At 71.3% G+C, this 20,714-nt stretch carries 14 protein-coding genes; 8 read left to right on the top strand and 6 right to left on the bottom strand.

The genetic code is table 11. The annotated features are described in order from the left end of the window. Nucleotides 1–104: 104 nt before the first annotated feature. Entirely contained in the window at nt 105–1,205 is a 1,101-nt protein-coding gene (locus CBF90_RS15170; RefSeq protein ID WP_088380995.1) for a glycosyltransferase, read from the bottom strand. Beyond that, nucleotides 1,202–1,738: a DapH/DapD/GlmU-related protein gene (locus CBF90_RS15165; protein ID WP_023954346.1), complete on the bottom strand. Its 537-nt coding sequence runs from the start codon at nt 1,736–1,738 to the stop codon at nt 1,202–1,204. The genes CBF90_RS15170 and CBF90_RS15165 overlap by 4 nt, the downstream gene beginning before the upstream one ends. A gap of 121 nt (nt 1,739–1,859) precedes the next feature. Between CBF90_RS15165 and CBF90_RS15160 the strand changes: the two genes are divergently transcribed. From CBF90_RS15160 to CBF90_RS15150, 3 genes are read left to right on the top strand one after another with little or no spacing between them, the layout of a single operon-like run. Continuing rightward, nucleotides 1,860–3,131, top strand: coding sequence for a hypothetical protein (locus tag CBF90_RS15160; RefSeq protein ID WP_023954348.1), 1,272 nt, complete (start codon nt 1,860–1,862; stop codon nt 3,129–3,131). Further along, nucleotides 3,124–3,828, top strand: a complete 705-nt coding sequence (locus CBF90_RS15155; RefSeq protein WP_023954350.1) for an isoleucine patch superfamily protein — start codon at nt 3,124–3,126, stop codon at nt 3,826–3,828. Before CBF90_RS15160 ends, CBF90_RS15155 begins: the two co-directional genes overlap by 8 nt. Continuing rightward, nucleotides 3,825–4,550, top strand: a complete 726-nt coding sequence (locus CBF90_RS15150; protein ID WP_023954352.1) for an SGNH/GDSL hydrolase family protein — start codon at nt 3,825–3,827, stop codon at nt 4,548–4,550. The genes CBF90_RS15155 and CBF90_RS15150 overlap by 4 nt, the downstream gene beginning before the upstream one ends. Before the next feature lie 12 nt (nt 4,551–4,562). On the opposite strand, the gene CBF90_RS15145 is transcribed toward CBF90_RS15150, so the two are convergent. After that, entirely contained in the window at nt 4,563–5,282 is a 720-nt protein-coding gene (locus CBF90_RS15145; RefSeq protein ID WP_023954354.1) for a CDP-alcohol phosphatidyltransferase family protein, read from the bottom strand. Nucleotides 5,283–5,461: 179 nt separating this feature from the next. Here CBF90_RS15145 and CBF90_RS15140 point away from each other — a divergent pair, with 179 nt between their 5' ends. Next, on the top strand, nt 5,462–10,975 hold the full coding sequence (locus tag CBF90_RS15140) for a LamG-like jellyroll fold domain-containing protein (protein ID WP_088380993.1): 5,514 nt from the start codon (nt 5,462–5,464) through the stop codon (nt 10,973–10,975). Nucleotides 10,976–11,177: 202 nt separating this feature from the next. On the opposite strand, the gene CBF90_RS15135 is transcribed toward CBF90_RS15140, so the two are convergent. Together CBF90_RS15135 and CBF90_RS15130 are read right to left on the bottom strand one after the other, a co-directional pair. After that, on the bottom strand, nt 11,178–12,494 hold the full coding sequence (locus CBF90_RS15135; protein WP_088380992.1) for a glycosyltransferase: 1,317 nt from the start codon (nt 12,492–12,494) through the stop codon (nt 11,178–11,180). Next, nucleotides 12,494–13,972 (bottom strand): sugar transferase, encoded by a 1,479-nt coding sequence (locus CBF90_RS15130; RefSeq protein WP_088380991.1) that lies wholly within the window; start codon nt 13,970–13,972, stop codon nt 12,494–12,496. Before CBF90_RS15130 ends, CBF90_RS15135 begins: the two co-directional genes overlap by 1 nt. A gap of 348 nt (nt 13,973–14,320) precedes the next feature. Between CBF90_RS15130 and CBF90_RS15125 the strand changes: the two genes are divergently transcribed. Then, a complete protein-coding gene (locus CBF90_RS15125) occupies nt 14,321–14,764 on the top strand; it encodes an adenylyltransferase/cytidyltransferase family protein (protein ID WP_036304797.1) in 444 nt (147 codons plus the stop codon). A 97-nt stretch (nt 14,765–14,861) separates the two neighbouring features. After that, entirely contained in the window at nt 14,862–16,637 is a 1,776-nt protein-coding gene (locus tag CBF90_RS15120) for a hypothetical protein (protein WP_141097182.1), read from the top strand. Here the strand turns inward: CBF90_RS15120 and CBF90_RS15115 are convergent. Further along, the gene (locus CBF90_RS15115; protein WP_088380989.1) at nt 16,598–17,542 is read right to left on the bottom strand and encodes a Ppx/GppA phosphatase family protein; all 945 of its coding nucleotides are present in this window, start codon (nt 17,540–17,542) and stop codon (nt 16,598–16,600) included. The two genes, CBF90_RS15120 and CBF90_RS15115, sit on opposite strands and share 40 nt — an antisense overlap. Before the next feature lie 56 nt (nt 17,543–17,598). On the opposite strand from CBF90_RS15115, the gene coaA reads away from it, so the two are divergent. Both coaA and CBF90_RS15105 read left to right on the top strand, forming a co-directional pair. Continuing rightward, nucleotides 17,599–18,564, top strand: coding sequence for a type I pantothenate kinase (gene coaA / locus CBF90_RS15110; protein WP_172407868.1), 966 nt, complete (start codon nt 17,599–17,601; stop codon nt 18,562–18,564). Nucleotides 18,565–19,595: 1,031 nt separating this feature from the next. Continuing rightward, the gene (locus tag CBF90_RS15105; RefSeq protein ID WP_141097181.1) at nt 19,596–20,714 is read left to right on the top strand and encodes a triacylglycerol lipase; all 1,119 of its coding nucleotides are present in this window, start codon (nt 19,596–19,598) and stop codon (nt 20,712–20,714) included.

Raw genomic sequence — 20,714 nt, 5'->3', positions numbered from 1 at the left:
CCCGTCGCGCGACCCGAGCGGACCCCTCCGCTCGGCGCGTGCCGATCCCCAAATCGACGGTGGTGCGAGTATAGGGACGCCGAGCTCCTCACCACAAGCGCGCGTCACCGCGCATAGAGCTCGACGAGCCTCTCCGCGATCGCCGGCATCGTGAACCGCTCGCGCGTCATCATCCGGCCGCGCTGTCCGCGCCGGTGCGCATCCGCCGGGTCAGCGAGCAGCCGGCGCATCGCCGTGACCAGAGAGGAGAAGCCGCCGTCGGTGACGAACCCCGCCTCGGCGTCTCGTACGGCGGCCGCGAGCCCGCACGTGTCCGTGACGACGACCGGCAGACCCGCCGACATCGCCTCGAGGACCGACATCGGATAGGGCTCGTCGACCGCCGGGAGCACGTAGCCGCTGGCCCGCCGCATCCGCTCTCCGGTGCGGGCGGGCTCCAACGCGCCCTCCCAGCGAATGCGCTCGCCGTGTCCCGAGGCTTCGATCGCGGCACGGACGGCGTCGCCCTCGCCCTCGTCGGGGCCGACGAGGCGGAAGCGGGCGTCGGGGAACTCCGGCGCCAGCCGTGCAGCGGCCTCCACGAACTGCACCGGCCGCTTGCGAGCGGCGAGCCGGGCGAGGTAGAGCAGCTCGCGTCCCGTCGGGGAGGCTGCGGGTGCCTCCGGAACGCCGTTGGGCAGCTCCACCAGCCGCGCACGTCCTCGGCTGATGGTTTCGAGGGACGCGCGTTCCCGGGCGGTCAGGTAGGTCACGGCGCGAGCCGAAGCAAGCGCCGGACGAGTCAGCGCTGCGTCGAAGGGGATCGCGAGCGCATTCGCCGACTCGTCGATCATCCCGTGCGTCTGCAGCACCGTGGCGACCCCGCGTGCACCGGCGACGCGGGCCGCGGGCAGGGTGACGAGATCACGCGCAGCGTGCACATGCACGATGTCGAACTCACCGACGTGGCGCCGCAGCGAGCGCAGCAGCGCGGGTGACCCGATGCCCGCGAACCCGATGCCCGGGATCAGCGTGCGGGCGGGGAACAAGCGGGCGGGGATGCCGTCGACGTCCGAGGGGAGCGAGTCGTACCCGCGTGCTGCTCCCGCAATGACCACGTCGTGGCCCAGATCCCGCAACGCTGCGAGCTGGTTGAGTGCGACCCGCACCGGCCCGCCGTACTCGCCGTGCGGGCTGACGAGAGTGACGACGCCGAGAACCTTCACGATCGCACGATCGCGGCGGGGGCGAGCACCGTCGCCCCGGCGGGCACGTCGCGAACCGCGAGAGCGGTCGCTCCGATCACGGCGTCGGCGCCTACCCGGACCCCCCGCAGCACCGTCGCCCGTGCGGCCACCCAGGCGCCGTCCTCGACGACGATCGGCGCGTTGTCGAACTCGAAGGTGGGGGATCGGCGGTCGTGGCTGCCGGTGCACAGCAGGGCGCCCTGCGAGATGCACACGTCGTTGCCGATCGTGACCGGCTCGAGGTTCAGGATCCAGACGCGCTCGCCGACCCAGGTGTCGTCGCCGATCTCGAGCTTCCACGGCCAGTGGACGCGCACGCCAGACCGCAGATTCACGCCGCGTCCGATGCGAGCGCCGAAAGCGCGCAGCACCGCGATCCGCACCGGCACCGGCACGAACCACGGCATCACCGCGATCGCCGATGCGAGCTGCCACGCCGCCTGCCAGACGGGCCCTCGGCCCTTGTCGTATCCCCTGCCGCTGAAGCCCGCCAGCCGTCGCCGTTCCCCCATGGCGCCTCATCGTACACACGGCTGCGGGATCGGTTGGAGACAGATGCGGGGCCGATGCGGTACGGTCTCCTCCGAACGGGCAGGCGTGGGGACGCGGCTCGGATTCGGGGGTATCGGGGGAATGTCCGACGTGCGGCGGCGACTGCGTCGTCTCTCGGGCGGGCTCGGCAGGATGTCGGGTTTCGCCCTGTCCATCGGGCTGCTGGCGATCGCGTCGTTGGCGGCCATTCCGGTGATGATCGCGGCAGAGGGCGATCGCGGTTGGGGTGCGATCGCGCTCGGACAAGCCGTGGGGGCCATCGCCGCCGCCGCGATCGGATTCGGCTGGGGTGTCTCGGGCCCGGCCCGCATCGCCGTCGCCGACGAGCCGTCGCGCCGCACGGCGTACATCGAGTCGGTCCGGGCCCGGCTCGCCCTCTTCGTCCCGATCGTCCTGGCGACCAGCCTCGCCGCAGCCGCGATCGCACCGCAGTCGTCGGGCCTGGCGGCGCTCGGAGCCGTGACGGCGGCGGCAGCCGGTGTGTCGGCCAACTGGTACTTCGTCGGACGCGGGGCCCCGTTCTCGCTCCTGCTCGCCGAAACGCTGCCGCGCGTCGCGGGTACCGGCGTCGGCATCGTCCTGATGCTCGGCGGCGGGGGAGCCGCGGCGGGGCTGGCGGGCATGCTCGGCGGCATGATCGCCGCGTTCGGATGCTCGACCGCATGCATCCTCGTGTCATCTCGACACCACCGCGCATCCGCGCCGCGTCCCGCGAGACTGCTGCGAATCCTGGCCGATCAGCGTCACGGCATGGGGTCGGCGCTCGGATCAGCCGTCTACATCGCCCTTCCGGTCGTCGTCGTATCGATCGTCGCCCCGGCGGCACAACCGGTCTTCGCTCTCGTCGACAAGTTCCAGCGGCAGGTCGGCGTCGCCTTGCAGCCGGTCATCACGGTCGCCCAGGGGTGGGTGCCCCGGCGGGACGGGGCCGAGAGCGCCGCGCGGGCACGGAGCGTCCTGCTCGTCGGCGGCGGGATGTCGCTGGCGATCGGCCTCGCGGTCGTGATAGCGGGGGGTGCGGCGCTGGGCTGGCTCGGCAACGGCGAGATCGAGGTCGTGCCGGTGGCCATCGTCCTCATGGGGCTCTTCGTCGCGGTCAACTTCTTCGAGTCGCTCGTCGCCAAGGCGCTGCTGCCATCGCTCGGACGCCTGCGCATCGGCGCGCAGGCCACGCTCGTCAGCACCGTCGTCGTCGTCCCGCTCGTCGCCCTCGGCGCCATCCTGTGGGCCGCGCCGGGCGCTCTCGGGGCTGTCGTGGTGGGGCTCGTCACCCGCGGCGCCGTCGAAGCGGGTGCGGCCTCGCGCACCATCCGATCCAACAGAACCGTCATCCGGGAGGAGATCGATGCCTGACAAGGTTCGCGACCTGTTGAGGCTCGCGCTGTGGCTGCTGCCTGCGAGCCCTCTGAAGAATGCGCTCCTGCGCCGCGCCGGTCACCGCATCCACGCCACTGCGCGGGCACGGGCGAGCATCGTGTGGCGCGTCGCGTCATTCGAACTCGGGCCGGGGGCCTCGTTCGGTTCGGCGAACGTGGTGAAGAACATGAGCGAGATCCGGCTGGGACGTGATGCGATGCTCGGTCGCTGGAACCTCGTCTCGTCGCACCCCGTCTTCATCCGGCATCTGCCCGGCGGGGGGCGCCTCGTGCTGGGTGATCACGCGAAGATCACCAGCCGCCACCAGCTCGACTGCTCCGGGTCGCTGACGCTCGGAGCCTTCGCCTCGCTCGCCGGACACCAGAGCCGGGTGATGTCGCACAGCGTGGACCTGCGGCGCAATGCTCAGGCCGCGTTCCCGGTCACCATCGGAGAACGGTCGTTCGTCGGCACACGCGTGCTGATTCTCGGCGGCGCCGTGCTTCCGCCGAGATCCGTTCTCGGCGCGGGATCGGTCCTCACGCGTGCCCGCGGCGTACCCGACGCGGGGCTGTGGGCGGGCGTGCCGGCCACCCTCCGCGGCGCCGTGTCGGGCGCTTGGTTCGACCGGGACGAGACCTCGACCCACGACGTGTGGATCCCGGCGACCGACGAGATCGTGACCGGACGATGAGCTCCACCCGGCGCGTGGGGCGCGGCGGCGCACGCTGGTGGTCGGCCGACTGGGGAGGGATGCCTGTATGGGCTGTCGCCCTCTCAGCGCTGGCGATCGGCGGCGTGCTCGCCGGCGGCGCCGCGCTGCGGCCGAGCTCGGCCGTTGACGGCGCTCCTGATCCGATCGTGGTGTTCCTCGGGGATTCGTACACTGCCGGTACCGGAGCGTCCGACAAGTCGCTCGGGTGGGCGAGTCTCGTCGGCGAAGCCGAGGGCTGGCGGGTGCGCAACCTCGCGCGTGGCGGTACGGGCTACGGCGCGCGGGTGACAGGCGAGGGCGCGCCAGCGGCGTGCGGCCGGGACGAGTGTCCCACCTTCGGCGAGATGGCTCGCGAGGGCGCGGCCCTCGTGCCCGACATCGTTGTGGTGTCCGGCGGACGCAACGACGTCGGCGGGTCCCCGGTGGATGCCGAGGTCGCCGCGTTCTTCGACACGGTCGCGGCCGTCTACCCGGAGAGTCGCGTCTACGTCACCGACGTGCTGTGGCATGACGACGCGCCGGAGGGCGTGCAGCAGCTGTCGGAGCTCGTACACGCCGACGCGCAGCGAGTCGGGGCCACCTGGCTCGACATCGGTCAGCCCTTGGCGGGCGGCGACGGTCTGCTGGCGCCCGACGGGGTGCATCCGAGCGACGCAGGGCACGAGGCGATCGCACGGGCAGTCATCGCGGCGCTGCGCTGATGAGCCTCGGGTCTAGAACGTCCGTGGCGAGACGGCGTCGATCGGCGCAGACAGCGAGCGGAACCATTTGCGAGTGAGCAGCACCGTGACACCGGCGGTGGCCAGCAGCAGTGCCGCATAGACGATGACGAAGACCTCGGGCGTTCCCCACAGGACGAATGCGACGGCGAGGACGCCGTAGTCGGCGGGCAGGAGGAGCACGGCTCGGAGCGTCGACGGCGGTGGTGCGGCGCTCGAGCGCGGTGCCAGCAGTGCGTAGAGCGTCAGACCCGAGAAGAGCACGACCGACACCAGCGCGTACGCGAGCGGCAGGAGCATCCACGCGCCGCCGGAGCGACCGCCCGCGGTGAAACCGATGAGCACGGCCGCATGCACGCCGACCATCTTCCCCGCATCGACGACGTGGTCGAGCCACTCACCGGCGCGCGACGATGCGCCCGTGAGGCGGGCGACCTGGCCGTCTGCGGCATCCAGCGCGAAGCCGACGACCAGCAGCGCCGAAGCGGCGACGCCGCTCGCGACCGTGGCAGGCACGGCCCCGATGACGACGAGGCCGGCCACGGTCGCCAGCGCGGAGACCGCCGTCACCGCGTTCGGGCCGATCCCCGCCGAGGCCGCCGCGGCGGCGAAGACCCGCCCGAGCGGCCGATTGACCCACCGCGAGTACAGCGAGACGCCTCGCTTGCCCTTCTGAGCCTGTCGCAGGCTTCCCCAAGCGTCGCCGAATCGCATTGTCTCCCCCATCGCGCCGGTCGGCGGAATCCGACCTATGCGTCCCCTGAGCCACAGTGTACGATGCACGAAGTCGGACTGGTGCTGGGGCATCGATCCGGGCTTGGGGGAACGACGTGCGGCGGGGGCCGCGCGTCTTGGGGAGCGTCCGCGAGGGCGCGCAAAATTGGGGAAAACTCGTGCGTACACGCATCGCGGCCGTCGCCGCTGTCGTCATGGCTCTCATCATCGGGGCGGGGGTCGCCGGGGTCTCCGCGCCGGCATCCGCTCTTTCGCCCGGAGTCTCATTCGCCGCCGACGATCAGTCGACCTGGCAGACCAACGGCACCGTCTACGCGCTGGGTGCGGCCGGCGGCAAAGTCGTCGCCGGTGGCACCTTCTCGCAGATCCGCCCGCCGGCCGGCCGATCAGATGCGGCTCGAGCGCGCAACGCCCTCGTCATCCTCGATGCCGAGACCGGTGAGCCCGACGCATGCCAGTTCGGCGTCACACTCAGCGGCGGTACCCCGACGGTGCGGGCCATCACGGTCAGCGCCGATCAGTCGCGTGTCTACATCGCCGGCAACTTCTCCACCGTGGGCGGCGTCAACGTCGCCCGGATCGCGGTGCTCGACGTGCAAGCGTGCACGGTCGCCCCCTTCCGGGCGCCGCTGCCCGGCTCGACGGTGACCGCACTCGCGCTGCACGGCAACGTGCTCTACGCCGGCGGGCTCTTCACGACCGTGGGCGGCCAGACCCGTCAGGCCTTCGCTGCTTTCGACGCCACGAGCGGTTCGCTGCTGCCGTGGACCGCCAACGCGGTGCGCGGCCGCACCGATCTGCCGCCGCAGGTCAACGAGGGCCGCGCCATCGCCGTGTCGCCCGACGGCGCGAAGGTGGTCGTCGGCGGCGACCTCTTCTCCATCAACGGTCAGTACTCGCACTCGATCGCGATCGTCAGCGGCGCGAGCATCGCCGACGGCAGCGGCGGTGATGTGCTGCGCACCTACGGGCCGGGCTTCATCCCCGACACGTCGGTCACCAAGACCATCATCGACGGCGGGGACGGACGCTTCTACATCGGCAACGAGGGCACGGGCGGCGGGGTGTTCGACGGCAAGGCGGCCTTCTCCTGGGCCACGGGTGACCAGGTCTGGCGCGACACGTGCCTCGGCGCGACCCAGTCGCTCGTGATGTACCAGGGCACGCTGTACTCGGCCAGCCACGCGCACGACTGCAGCGGGATCAACGCCTTCAACGACGGCATCCGTCGGTATTTCATGGCGCAGAACCCCGACTCGATGGAGGTGCTCGGCTGGCTCCCGCTCGGCAACGACGGCATCGGCGAGGGCATCGGGCCGCGCGCCCTCGCCGTCGCCACCGGCAACGCGAGCGGGCAGCGCTACCTCTGGTCCGGCGGTGACTTCACCACCATCAACGGCCACGCCCAGCAGGGGCTCACCCGGTTCGGCCCGCAGGACACCGGTGCTCCGCCCACGCCCGTGGCCAGCGCGCAGGCCACGAGCGACGGCACCATCCAGGTGCGCTTCCGCACGGTGGTGGACGCCGACGACAGCCACCTGACCTACAGCGTCTACCGTGGCAACGCGACGGATCCGATCTGGAGCGGCACCGGCAAATCGCTGTGGTGGGAGCGCCCGCAGGTCACCTTCGTCGACACGAACGTGACGCCGGGTGCGAGCTACTCGTACCGCGTCACCGCCAGTGACGGCACCAACACCTCGGCCCGCTCCGCCGCTGTCAGTGCCACGGCTCGCGCGGCCGGTGCCGACTATCCCGCCGCCGTGCGCGCCGACGGGCCGGTGAGCCTGTGGTCCGGCGCAGCCAACAGCACCTGGGTTCACGACTCAGGGGCCGCGCAGACCCGCACCGATGCGGTCCCGGCGATCCTGATGGACGGGGCCACCGTCTCGACCGACGGTGCGGTGCCCGCCGCGGGCGGCTCGCTGAAGTTCGACGGCGTCGATGACTACGCCATCACCGATCAGCTGCGGCTCGGGCCCTCGACGTACACCGTGGAGGCGTGGATCAACACGACGACGACCGCGGGCGGCAAGATCGTCGGCTTCGGCAACGGCCGTCCCCGCACCGGCTCCAACATCTCGAACCTCAGCGGCTCGTACGACCGCCACGTCTACATGCAGAACGACGGGCGCGTCACCTTCGGCGTCTGGATCGGGAGCGCGTCGACCGTCACCAGCCCGCAGCCGCTCAACGACGGTCAGTGGCACCACATCGTCGCGACCCAGGGAGCGAGCGGCATGGCGCTCTACGTCGACGGCCTCCGCGTCGGATCCAACAGCAACCGCGACCAACAGTCGTACTGGGGCGTGTGGCGAGTGGGTGGCGACCAGCTGGGAGGATGGCCGGGGCAGCCTTCCAGCAACTTCTTCGGCGGGCTCATCGACGAGGTGGCGATCTACCCGAGCGCCCTTGCGCCCGCCCGCGTCGCGGCGCACTATCAGGCCTCGGGACGCACGCTCGACCTGAACGCGGCGCCGGCGGACGCATACGGGGCCGCCGTCTTCGGATCCGAGCCCTCTCTCTACTGGCGCTTCGACGACGCCGGAGCTGTGGCGGACGACTCGTCGCTGTTCGGCACGAGCCCCGGCGCCTACAACTCCGGGGCGCAGAGGCAGCCCTCGGGTGCGGTCCCCGGCAGCGGATCGGTCGCGCTCCCGGGCAACGACTCCGGCACCGTAGCGCTGGCTCAGCCGACCGCTCCCTCGCCGACCACCTCGGGCGAGATCTGGTTCCGCACTGACACGACCGCGGGCGGCAAGCTGTTCGGGTTCGAGAACGTCCCGACCGGCAACGGATGGAACTACGACAAGCAGCTGTACATGACGAACGACGGGCGCCTCATCTGGGGCTCGTACCCCGGTTATGTCGCGACGGTCGAGTCCTCGAAGTCGTACAACGACAACCTCTGGCACCACGCCGTCGCCGTCATCGACGAGACGGGACGCAAGCTCTATGTCGACGGCGAGCTCGTGGCCGCGAACGGACAGACGGGCGCCGAGACCGGCGAGGGCTACTGGCGCATCGGCGGCGGCAACCTCGGCGGCTGGCCCGGCCAGCCCCAGTCGTTCTACTTCGACGGCGAGCTCGACGAGTTCGCGATCTACCCGACGACGCTCGACGCGGCGACGGTGGCCCGCCACCACGCGATCGGAATCGCCGACACCACCCCGCCGACCGCGCCGACGGCGCTGTCCGCGCAGGCCCTCGCCGACGGCGTGCACCTGTCGTGGACGGCCGCGACCGACGACCACGCGGTGACGTCGTACACGGTCTACCGCGGCGCGACGGCCGATTTCGCCCTCGGCGAGGACACGCGGCTCGGGTCGACAGCGACGACCGTATTCGTCGACACGGCGCAGGTGCCCGGTACGCGGTACTACCGTGTGGTCGCGGTCGACGCCGCAGGCAACGTCGGACCCGCGACGGACGCCGCGCAGGTCGACCTCCCCGACACGACGGCTCCGCAGGCGCCCGCAGCCCCGGTCGCGACGGTCGCCGCCGACGGGATCTCGGTGACGTGGGACGCGGTCGCCGACGACGTCGCGGTCACGGGCTACACCGTCCACCGCGGCCCGACGGCGGACTTCACGGCGAACGCCGCGAACGTCGTCGGCGCAACGGCGACCACCGGGTTCACCGACCCGGCGCCGGAGCCCGGCACGTACTACTACCGCGTGACCGCATCCGACGCGGCCGGCAACGTCAGCGCGGCCTCGCCGGCCTCGCTCCCGGCGACGGTGGCCGCGCCCGACACGACGCCGCCTTCGGCGCCTGCCACCGCCACGGCCGCCCTGGTCGACGGCACGGTGCAGGTGCGGTGGACCGCGGCCACGGATGACCGCGGCGTCACCGGATACCGCGTGCATCGCGGCTCCGACGCGGCCTTCGTCGCCGACGACACCAACCGCGTCGCCGAGGTCACCGACCTGAAGTTCGACGACGCGGGCCTCGCGCCCGGCGTCTACCACTACAAGATCACGGCGGTCGACGCCGCCGGCAACGTCGGTGCCGCGGCATCCGTCGCGGTCACGATCGAGTCGGTCGAGCCGGTCGTGGTCACGGTCCCGGTGGCCGAGGACGCGATGGTGGTGCAGGGCGTGCCCGGCACGAACTATGGCGCGAGCACGCAGCTCTCCAGCCGAGGCGGCACCAGCCAGATCGAGTCGCTGCTGTCGGCCCCGCTGCCGACGGCTCCGAACGGCACGGCGCTGACGCGCGTGACACTGAAGCTCCGTACCTCGACGGACCCGTCTGCGGGCACCGTCGAGCCGACCGATTTCGCAGTCATCGGAGACGCCTGGAACGAATCGACGGTCACGTGGAACTCGCGTCCCACCACGCCGGGAACCGCGGCGGGGCGCCTCGGACAGGCGCCCGCCGTCAACACGGCCTACAGCGTCGATCTCTCGACGGCATCGCTGCGGCCGCTGCTCGGACAGAACGCGACGCTGCGGATGACGGGCACGGGTGCCGACAACCTGCGGCTGTGGTCGTCGGAGGCGGCGAACAGCTCGTACCGTCCGGTGATCGTGCTCGAGTTCACACCGCTGTCGGCCCCGGACACGGCGGCTCCGACCGCGCCCACGGGCGTGCAGGCGAACGCGACGGGATCGGCGGTCGGCCTCTCGTGGACCGCCGCGACGGATGACCGCGGAGTCGTCCGCTACGACGTCCACCGCAGCACGACGCCCGGGTTCGCGGTGTCGGCCGGCAACCGGGTGGCGCAGACGGCCGGGACGACCGCTCAGGACGGCCCGCTCGAGCCGGGCACCTATGTGTACCGGGTCGTTGCGTTCGACGCCGCCGGCAACGCCGGTCCCGTGTCGAGCGAGGTGACGGTCACCGTGACCGCGCCCGACACGACGGCGCCGTCCATGCCGGGGACACCGGCCGTGACGGTCAGCGGTGGCTCAGCCCAGCTCTCGTGGCCGGCGAGCAGCGACGACGTCGGGGTATCCGGCTACGAGCTCTACCGCGGCGCCAGCGCCGACTTCGCCGCCGACCCGTCCGTCCGGATCGCCACCGTGACGACCACGAGTCACACCGATGCCGGACTGGCATCCGGAACGTACTGGTACCGCGTGGCCGCCCGCGACGCCGCGGGAAACGTCAGCGCGGCATCGGCAGCGGTCTCGGCGACGGTCGTGCCCGCGGTGCAGACGGCGACGGCGACGGTCGCGGTCGACGCGGACGCCGCCGGATACGCCAACGCGCCGGCGCAGAACTATGCGACCTCGAACCAGCTCGTCTCGCGGGGTGATGTCGGCCAGCAGAGCTTTCTCCGGCTCTCGCTGCCCACCCTCCCTCCGGGCGCGACGCTCGTCTCGGCCACGTTCGGCGTGCGGACCTCGACCGACCCTTCGGCGGGAAGCACCGGGGCGCACGACGTGCATCTGATGGACGGCACCTGGGACGAGGCGACGCTGACCTGGAACAATCGACCGACTGCGATCCGCGGGACGGGGCCCATCGGAACGCTGTCGGGGGCGTCCGCCACCAACACCGCGTACACCGTGCCACTCGCCGTCGAGCAGCTCGCCCCGCTCCTCGGGCAGGCTGTCACGCTCCGGCTCTCGACCACCTCAGCGGATAATCTTCGGATCTTCTCGCGGGAGGCGACCTCGGCGAGCCAGCGCCCGACTCTCACGCTCACGTACACCCTGCCCTGACGCGGCGGGGGCGGCGCTCGCGTCGCACCCGGAGGCCCGGCCGACGACCCGAACGTCGACCGGGCCTCCGACGTGTCCCGCGGACACACCTCTTTATAGGGCCGCCCGACGCGGGGAGGGTCCGTCCGACGCGTCCGGTAACACCGAAGCGGGGACTGCAGCCGCAGCCCCCGCTTCGTGGTGAGAGAACGTCGTCGGTCGCTCACCGTGGCGCACGGTGCGCCGTCCGGGCCGCCGCGGCTTCCGCCCGACGGCTGCCGCGGGTGGCTCCTGCAGTCGCGGTGCGCCCCGCCCCATCGATCGCCGTGAAGAGTGTCCGCTCGAACGCTGCGACCGCGGCTTCCTCCGTCAGCCGCCGCCGCCGGTAGCTCTGCGCCTCCGCGCCGAAGCGCGCCGCCCGCTCCGGGGCGGCCGCGAGCGCTTCGGCCGCAGTGACGAGAGCATCGGGGTCCGCGGGCGGCACGATCGGGCCGGCGCCGGCGGCGTCCATCTCGGCATAGGTGGTGCTGGTCTCGTCCACGGCGGCCAGCACCGGCTTCCCGACCGCGAAGTACGAGGTGAGCTTGCTCGGCACCGACATCTCCGTCAGGCCCGGCCGTTCGTTGACGAGCAGGATGTCTGCGGCTGCGAGGACGTCGAGGAACTCCGACTCGGGAAGCGGGTCGACGAACGAGACGGCGTCGGCGCCTGTGCGCTGCTCGAGCGCGGCGCGCTGGCCGCCGTCCCCGACGAGCACGAAGCGCACGCGCGACCCGCGCTCCCGGGCGACGACGGCGGCATCGACAACGTTCTCCAGTCCTTGCTTCGCCCCGATCGCGCCGGTGTGCAGGACGATGACGTCGTCATCGGCCCAGCCGATTCGACGACGCGTCGCGGCGGTGTCGCTCGCCTCCGGCTCGGGCACGTGCGACCAGTTGCGCACGACGTCGACCGGACGCGTGACGCCCAGCCTGTCCTCGAGGGCGGTGCGGAACCGGCGATGGATGACGACGACCCGCTCCGAGGCCGCGAACAGGCTCGCCTCGATCGCCCCGATGGCTCCGGCGCCGGTCCCCGACCCCGCCTCCTGCACACCGAGCGCGTAGATGTCCTGCACCCAGGTGACGACCGGGATGCGATGCACCCGCGCGCGCAGAGCCACCAGGCGAGAGGCCAGCAGCGCCGGTGAGACGACGACGACGGCGGCGGGACTGTCCCATCGACACGTCACGGCGCGCAGCCCGAACGATATCTCGAACAGGGCTCGCTTGATCGTGCTGGGCACCCGCGGCACGTAGTGGCGCAGCCGCCGGATGTCCACCCCCGCCGCTGCCGACCGTGCCGGCAGGTCCCGGAACTCCTCCGGCACGCGCCACCATGGATAGTGCGGGTACGACGTGAGGACGCGGACGTCCCAGCCTTCGCGGGCCAGCCCTTCGGCCATCCCTGTCGTGTACGGACTGACACCTGTCGGCTCCGGGCTGTAATTGATGCCCACGAAGAGGACGGATGCCGGCACCGGCTCGGGTCTCGGGCTCATCAGTACGCTCCCACGGGTCGGAGCATCACCTTGACGGTGCGCCACATGATCATGAGGTCGAGGGTCACGGACCAGTTCTCGACGTAGCGGAGATCCAAGGCGACGCTGTCCTCCCATGACAGGTCGCTGCGTCCGCTCACCTGCCACAGGCCCGTGATGCCGGGCTTGATGTAGAGCCGGCGGAACACCCGGCCCTCGTAGTTGCGGACCTCGGACGGCAGTGGCGGACGCGGACCCGAGATGCTCATGTCCCCGCGGAGGACGTTGAAGAACTGGGGCAGCTCGTCGAGCGAGTAGCGGCGCAGGAATCGGCCGACGCGCGTCACACGCGGGTCGGCGCGGAGCTTGAACAGCGGTCCCGCGCCGTCGTTCGCCGGCAGCAGCTCGGCGAGCTCCTGCTCCGCGGTGTCGGTCATCGAACGGAACTTCAGCATCGTGAACTCCCGCCCGTCACGGCCGACGCGGCGCTGACGGAAGAACACCGGGCCGGGGGAGTCGACCTTGATGGCCAACGCGATCGCCGGGGTCATCAGCGCCACGACGGTGCACGCGACGGCGCTCACGACGAGGTCGAGGAGCCGCTTCAGCGTGTGGGCGGCGCCCTCGAAGACCGGGATCTTCACATGGATGAGCGGCAGGCCCTCGATCGGGCTGAGGCTGATGCGGGGGCCGGCGACGTCGGCGAGCCGGCTCGACACGATGAGCTCGGCCGCGGTTCCCTCCAGCTGCCAGGCCAGCGAGCGCGTGAAGTCCGGGTCGTCGTCGGGAACGCTCGCGATGACGAGGGTGTCGGCGCCGACGTCACGGGCGACTCGGGCGATGTCATCGGCGGTGCGGGCACGGAACACCCGACCGGGGTCATCGGCGACCACCTCGTCGGTCAGCGCCAGCGCGATGACGGAGTAGCCGTTGTCCGCGAGGGCGAGCTGACGCGTGACGTAATCGACGTCGCGGCGCTTTCCCGCGATGAGCGTCGGCGACGCGTATTCCCCCAGACGCCGGCGCATCCGCAGCCACGAGCGCCAGCGCCAGCGCGCCACGAGCAGCGCGAGCAGGCCGATGGGCAGTGCGACGACCATCTGCATGCGCAGACCGTCCCACTGCGCGACCTCGAACCCGACCGCGAGGATTCCGAAGGCGACGCCCGTCGCGTTCGCCACCCGCTTGTACTCGCTCGAACCGGCACCCATGACGCGCGGCTCTCGAGATCCGAAAAGGGTGAGCCCGGCGAGCCATACGATCAGGGTCGCCATCGCGATCGGGGCCGCGACCGACGGTGTCTCGCCCAGGCGCACCGATGCGGCGCCCGCCGCCGACACGGCGGCACCGGCGACGAGGGTGTCCGTCACGCGCAGGCGACGCGCATATCGCCGTTCGCGCTGCGTCCGCAGCTCGAGCGATGGCAGGCGCCGCGGCGAGACCGCGGGGTCCCGTGACTCTCCTGAGCCCAGGCCGGCGCGGTCCTCGACGGCGGTCATCGAATCGATCCGATGACGTGTGCTCTGATGCGCCCGACGACATGATTGACGCGCATGATGTGCTCCCCCCAATGGAACATCGCGACGAGATCGCTCGGAACGGTCACGAGTTCCCAGGCTCGAGACCGAGTGCGTCGGATTTCTCCGTGGCCGTTCCCACACGGCCCGCCCTCGATTTCTACACCATCTCCGAGCCTGACGGAAGTCCTGGGGCCGCCGCGCGACACGCCGACTTCCGCTGACGCCCCGGATCGGTGTACTGTCACTCGCACCGGCATCATGTCGGTATTGGGGAATGCGCTCGGCGGGTGGGACCAATGGGCGGGTCACGAGCGTTTTGGGGGCGCCATGACACAGCGAATCGGGTACGCCGCGGGGGCGTTCGATGTGTTTCACATCGGTCATCTGCAGATCCTTCGGCGTGCTCGCGAGCACTGCGACATCCTCATCGCCGGGGTGGTGAGCGACGAGATGCTCCTGCGCACCAAGGGCATCTCGTCGTTCATCCCCACGGAAGAGCGCGCCGAGATCGTGCGCCACATCGACTTCGTCGACGACGTGCACATCGAGCGTGTTCCCGACAAGCTCGACGCGTGGCGAGAGGTCGGCTTCACGCATTTCTTCAAGGGCGACGACTGGCGAGACACCGAGAAGGGGCGCGCGCTCGAGAAGCGCTTCGCTGACGTCGGCGTCGAGGTCGTCTATTTCCCGTACACCGCGCACACGTCGAGCACGCAGCTCCGGCGGGCGCTCTCGGCAGCCGCCGACCGCGGGCGGGCCGCGACCGCCTGACGGCACGTCCTGCCGCGGCAGCGTGAGTCGTCGTCATCGCGGTTCGCTAGTATGTCCGCCAGCGAAGGATCGACCCGTCGGGTTCGAGGGGGCGGGTGTGGGCTGGGGACGACAATCGCGACGCCGTGCGCGGGTTCGTCCGGGCGTCGTGATCTGGTGGGACGCCGTGTCGGGCGGGCGCTTCTTCTCGGTGTGGAGCGCACTCGTCGCTGTCCCCACGGCGACCGTCGTGCTCGCACCCTACGCGACGGTCGACACGCCCTCGGAGGCCCTCGCCGCGCAGCTCGCGGCGGCTCTGGTCGCCGTGGCACTCAGCATCGCGCTGCTTCCGATCGCGTTCCTGGAGAGACGCATCCCGTCACCCACGGTGCGCGGGGCATTGGTGCTCACCGCAGTCCTCGTCGCAGCTGCGAGCCGCCCCTTCCTCAACGACGTCGTAGCGGTCGGAGCCTTCGGCCTCGGTACCGACCCTGCGTGGGGTGAGCGGATCGTCACGAACATCGTCGTCTGGATCAGCATCCTGTCGCTGGTCGCCGTCACCGAGCAGCTCTACGTCAGCTCTGGGATAGCTCGAGCGCGTCTGCTCGACGCGCTGCGGACGGTCAGCGATGAGCAGCGCCGCGCGAGCCGATACGAGCGGGAGAGCCGCGCGTTCCTGGCGGCTGAGGTCACCGTCCTCCGAACGGCGCTGTCGGCTCTGCTGGCTTCGGAGGTCGACTTCGACCGCGTGCGCGAGTTCTCCGACACCGTCCGCTCCGCCAGTCACAGTGCGCGGGCCCGTGCCGGCATCGATCTCGCCGAGGTCGCGCCTGACCTCGCGGATGCCCCGACGCCCCGAGGCGCGCGGACATTCTTCGAACGGCTCAGACCACCTGCGGTCGGCCTCGTCGGGGTGATCTTCGCCGCGGGGAGTGCGCCGTTCGCTCTTCGTTCCGCCGGGCCAGAGCTCGCCGCCGTCGTCGTGGCGGGCGTCGTGCTTCTCTGTCTCGCGGCCGACCACGTCAGTCGTCGCGTGTCGCGCCGTCGCGCGGCCCACGCCCGAGGTCTTCGGCTCGTCGCGGTCTGGACGGGCGCCGGCGTCGTGGTCGCCGGCGCGGCGCTCGCTCTGGTGGGTGCGCGCACACTGGTTCCGCTGATCCCCGTCATCGCTCTCCCCGGCGTCGCCGTCGTCGCGGCGCTCTGCGCTGAGGCCGTTCATCGCGGGCGAGTCGAGTCGCGCCGCCTGGGGCGTGCGCTCAGAGCAGTGGTCCGCTCGGCAGCGGACCAGGCATCGAGCACCCGGCAGGAGCTGCTGCGTGCTTCGGACCTGCTGCACGGCCGCATTCAGAGCAGCTGCGTCATGCTCGCGGCCCGGGTCGACGACGATCTCGCGACAGGGGCGGACCTCATCGCCTTCGAAAAATCGATCGGAGACGGGCTGTCCGAGGCGGCCGGTGCCGGCCCGTGGGTGCCGGCCCGCCCGGCCGGCCTGTCCGAGACGGTGGCGATCTGGGCCCCGGTGCTGTCCGTCTCGTCGGATGTCGACCCCGCGGCGAGGAACGCCATGACTGACGACCTCGTGTCCACGCGTGTCGTCGCGGTCGTCGCCGAGGGGCTCGTCAACGCGGTCAAGCACGCCGCGGCGAGATCCGCCGCCATCGAGGTGCAGTCCGACGAGAGCGGATCAACCCTGTCCGTGCGTGTGCGGGCACCCGGACGCCTGCGCGTCGACGAGAGAACCCCCGGCCTCGGTGTCGCCGGGCTCGGTCCGTCGGCCCGTGTGTTCCAGCTCGGGCGTGAGGTGGTCCTCGAAGCCACTGTTCCGACCCGTGCACCGTCACTCGTGGCAGCAGGTCACGTCCGCGGGGCGCTCCACGACAACGACTCGATGTAGCGCAGGAGTACACCCTCGCGCAGGGCCCAGGGTGAGACCTCGAGCTCGTCGACGTCGAACGCTCGCATCGCCTCGTGCAGCACGACGGCCCCCGCGACGATCTGGAAGGTGCGATCGGCCGTGATGCCGGGGAGCTCCTGCCGTGCGGATGCCGGGATACGGGCGAGTCGCGGGATCCACGAGCCGAGCGCCGCGCGGGGCAGTGTCATCCGCTCGATCCCCGACCAGCCCGGCACCGGGTATCCCGCGAGCTTCGCGAGGGAGCGGATCGTCTTGGACGACCCGACGACGTGATCCGGGCGGCGCCCGGCCGACATCGCGGTGACCACGGGTGCCAGCGTCGCCCTCGCGTGCTCGCGCAGGAGCTCCACGGCTCCCTCGCCCGGAGGATCGGCGGGCAGGAACTGCACCGTCATGCGGCCTGCTCCGAGCGGCACGGAGGCGGCGGTGTCGGGCAGCTCGTCGCTGCCGGCGGCGATCTCGAGCGAGCCGCCGCCGATGTCGAACAGCAGGATCTCGCCCGCCGACCAGCCGAACCAGCGACGCACCGCGAGGAAGGTGAAGCGGGCCTCGGACTCTCCGCCGAGGACCTGGAGGTCCTGTCCCAGCGCCGCTTCGATCGCCGTGATCACCTGCGGTCCGTTCGTCGCGTCGCGCACGGCGCTCGTGGCGGTCGCCAGAAGCTCGGCGACGTTCTCGGTGCGCGACACCGCGACAGCCTCGGTCACGGCCGCGACCAGCGCCCGGACCCCCTCGTCGCTGATCGATCCGTCGGGCTCGAGGTAGCGCATGAGCCGCAGCACCGTCCGTTTGCTCGTCCGGGCCAGCGGGCGCCCACCGGGGCGGACATCGGCGACGAGCAGGTGGACGGTGTTCGAACCGATGTCGAGGACTCCCAGACGCACGAGTTCACAGTAGTGGCAGGCCGGGTGCGCCGGCGGGGCGGCGCACGGGGACTACGATGAGCGCGATGTCCCCTGAAGATGTGCAGGCGCTGGCGCCGCTCGCCCCCGCGCTGTACCGCGAGATCGACCGCGCGGACTGGTCCCGTCTCGCGGCGGGCGTCGCTCAGCCGCTGACCGAGACCGAGATCGTCCAGCTCCGCGGTCTCGGCGACCGCATGGATCTCGGCGAGGTCTCGCAGGTCTACCTCCCCCTCAGCCGGTTGCTGTCGCTCTACGCCAGCGCGACTCGGCGTCTCGGTGCCGACACCGATGCGTTCCTCGGCGAGGAGGACAGCACGACGCCCTTCGTCGTCGGCGTGGCCGGTTCCGTCGCGGTCGGCAAGTCGACCGTGGCGCGTCTGCTCCGCGAGCTCATGAGCCGCTGGCCGGGCACACCGCGCGTCGAGCTCGTCACGACCGACGGTTTCCTCTACCCCAACGTCGAGCTCGAGCGCCGAGGTCTCATGGCGCGCAAGGGATTCCCCGAGAGCTACGACCGTCGCGCGCTGATCGAGTTCCTGACCGAGGTCAAGTCGGGTGCACCCGAGGTGCACGCGCCGTTCTACTCGCACATGCGGTACGACATCGTCCCCGATGCGCAGATCACCGTCCGCCGCCCCGACGTCGTGATCGTCGAGGGGCTCAACGTGCTGGCGCCCCCGCCTGCGCCGCACGAGGTGGCCGTCAGCGACATGTTCGACTTCTCCATCTACGTCGACGCGGATGCCGAGCACATCAGCCAGTGGTACGTCGACCGCTTCATGGCGCTGAAGGCCGGGGCGTTCAACAATCCCTCGTCGTACTTCAACACCTTCGCCGATCTCGACGACGACGAGGCGGCCGAGATGGCTCGCGGCTTCTGGAACGACATCAACCTCCCGAACCTCGTCGAGAACGTCCTGCCGACGAAGCACCGCGCGACCCTGATCCTCCACAAGGGGGCGTCGCACGCTGTCGAGCGGGTGCTCCTGCGCAAGGTCTGATTCGCCCGTGAGAAGAGCGGCGTGCCCGCCATCCGTGAGGACGACGGGCACGCCTGGGTGTGGACGGCCCCCACTCAGGGGGAGGGGTGCGACCCGCAACCGCGCGGTCCGATCGGACGAGCCGGCGTGGCCGGGGCCCGGGTCGCGGTGATCGAGCGTGAGCCGCCACATCCGAACGGCGTGTATCGGTGGGCCGGCAGCCGCCGACGGGATGAGGTCGGGCCGTCACGGTCGACGCCGTCGCGTCGGCTGCCCCCCAGCAGCCGTGCGAGCGCGTGGAATCGCCTCGTCATGGTCATCCCCCAAGTCCCCACGAGAGCGGACCCACGTCCATCTCTCGTCCCCAATACCGCCGGGTCCAGCACGCCGGGTCCCATCCCGGCGAGTCTTCTTCCCTGCGTTGTGCCCGGGCTCTGCCGCGGGCTGCGCTCAGTATGTCAGAGTGTCCTGCTCCCCGGAAGCGTCAATCTCCGAGGCATCTTCTCTACGGCGGCGCGCGTTGTGCAGTGCGCGTGCGCGGATGCGCACTGCACAACGCCCTCACAATGCACAGATCCCCATCGACACCGTGAGTTCGACGCCCATCGTGACTCCCATACCCCCCAAAAGCAGGGAGCCTGCGCGCCGTGGTTGATCGTACAGCCGATGGTCGTGTCCGCCAATAGGGGGACAAAGATGCTGACGCAGATCGGCGTTCTCTTCACGCGGATCCGCTAGGCTTCATTCGCCTGCGCAGCGCTCGAACCGTTCCCCAAGCGGTGATTCGGTCGCCCGCCGTCCCCAACGGCCCGACCGAGAGCCCGTAGGTGTAGCGGGGCCCTCTCGAGTAAATCAGTCCCCAAATGGCTGACTCGAGAGGGCCCTCGTCATTTTCATCGCAAGGTGGCTCCCGGTGTTCCCGCACGCACGAGTCGCCGCAACCTGCTAGGTATGAATCCATGGAACTGGGGCGGCGTTCACGCGCGCTCGTGCGCGCTGTGATACGCGCGCGCTCGCGAGTGCGGCGGCGGCGCTCCCGGTGGCGTCCGTTCGTGGCGTTGAGCACGGTCGTCATGCTCGCCGCCACGGCCACGCTCGCCCCCGCGGCGGCGTCGTCGGCGTTCGCGCCGGCCGGGTCGGGAGTCGCGGCCGCGCTCGGCGATCGCGTCGTGCGGTTCAGCCAGGAGAGCGAGCAGGACTCGCGGGCGGTGCTGCTGGTGCACGGCTGGCTCAGCACGGTGCTCCCGGCCTCGGACGGACAGCGTTCCTACGCGCGATCGCCGTTCTCGCGTCCCGTGCAGTGGCGGGACGGTTCGGGCGCCCCCGTGGCACGCGGGATGACGGCGTCGCTGCAGGAGCGGCTCGAGGCCCAGCCCGGCGTCGCGGTGTACGCCTTCGACTACTCCGCGAACTCGGCGGGATGGGTGGGCTCGAACGGGTCGGCCGACAACCTCGCCGCCGCCATCCGGTCGATCGCCGACAGCGTCCACGGTCCGGTCGACATCGTGACGCACTCGATGGGCGGGCTCGCGCTGCGCTACGCGCTGCGAGACGACCCCGGGATCGCCGCCCTCATCGGCGAGGTCGTCACCGTCGCCGCTCCCTCGCAGGGGTCAGACATCGCAAACGTCGCGGTCGACATCGCCGCGGCGATCCGCGCCACGATGTCGACGGTGCCGGTGCTGCAGAACCTCGTGCTGCCCTGGATCGGCGCCGTCTGCAACAACCAGCTCGCCACCGACGCCCGCGGCGGGTGCGACCTGCCGCCCATCATCCGGACGGGGATCGCGGCCCTGGGGCCCGCCGGCATCGCGCTGCGCGCCGGGTCTGCCGACATCGCCGGCCTGCCCGACTGGCCCGCGGGCCTGCACGTGCACGCGATCGCCGGATCGGCCGTCGTCACGATGCCGCTGCCGACGGGCAGGATCGCAGAGGCCCGCCTCGGCGACGGGCTCGTGGCCGAGGACTCCGCGCTCGCCGGCGCGAGCGAGACCACCGTCATCACGTGCCGCACGGACCTGCCGCCCGGCACCGCGGGGATCGGCATGGTGCTGTCGGGCCAGGTCGCCGCGCCGCCCTTCGGCGGGGCGTGCGGACACGACGCGATCTTCTCGAACCTCGAGGTCGTCGACGCCGTGCTGGCCGCGCTGCGCGGCCCCGCGCCGGCCTGA

Origin of the sequence: Microbacterium sp. AISO3 (assembly GCF_002204305.1) — a bacterium.
In the GTDB taxonomy this organism is placed as follows: domain Bacteria; phylum Actinomycetota; class Actinomycetes; order Actinomycetales; family Microbacteriaceae; genus Microbacterium; species Microbacterium arborescens.
This window is presented reverse-complemented; position numbering and strand designations above follow the sequence as displayed.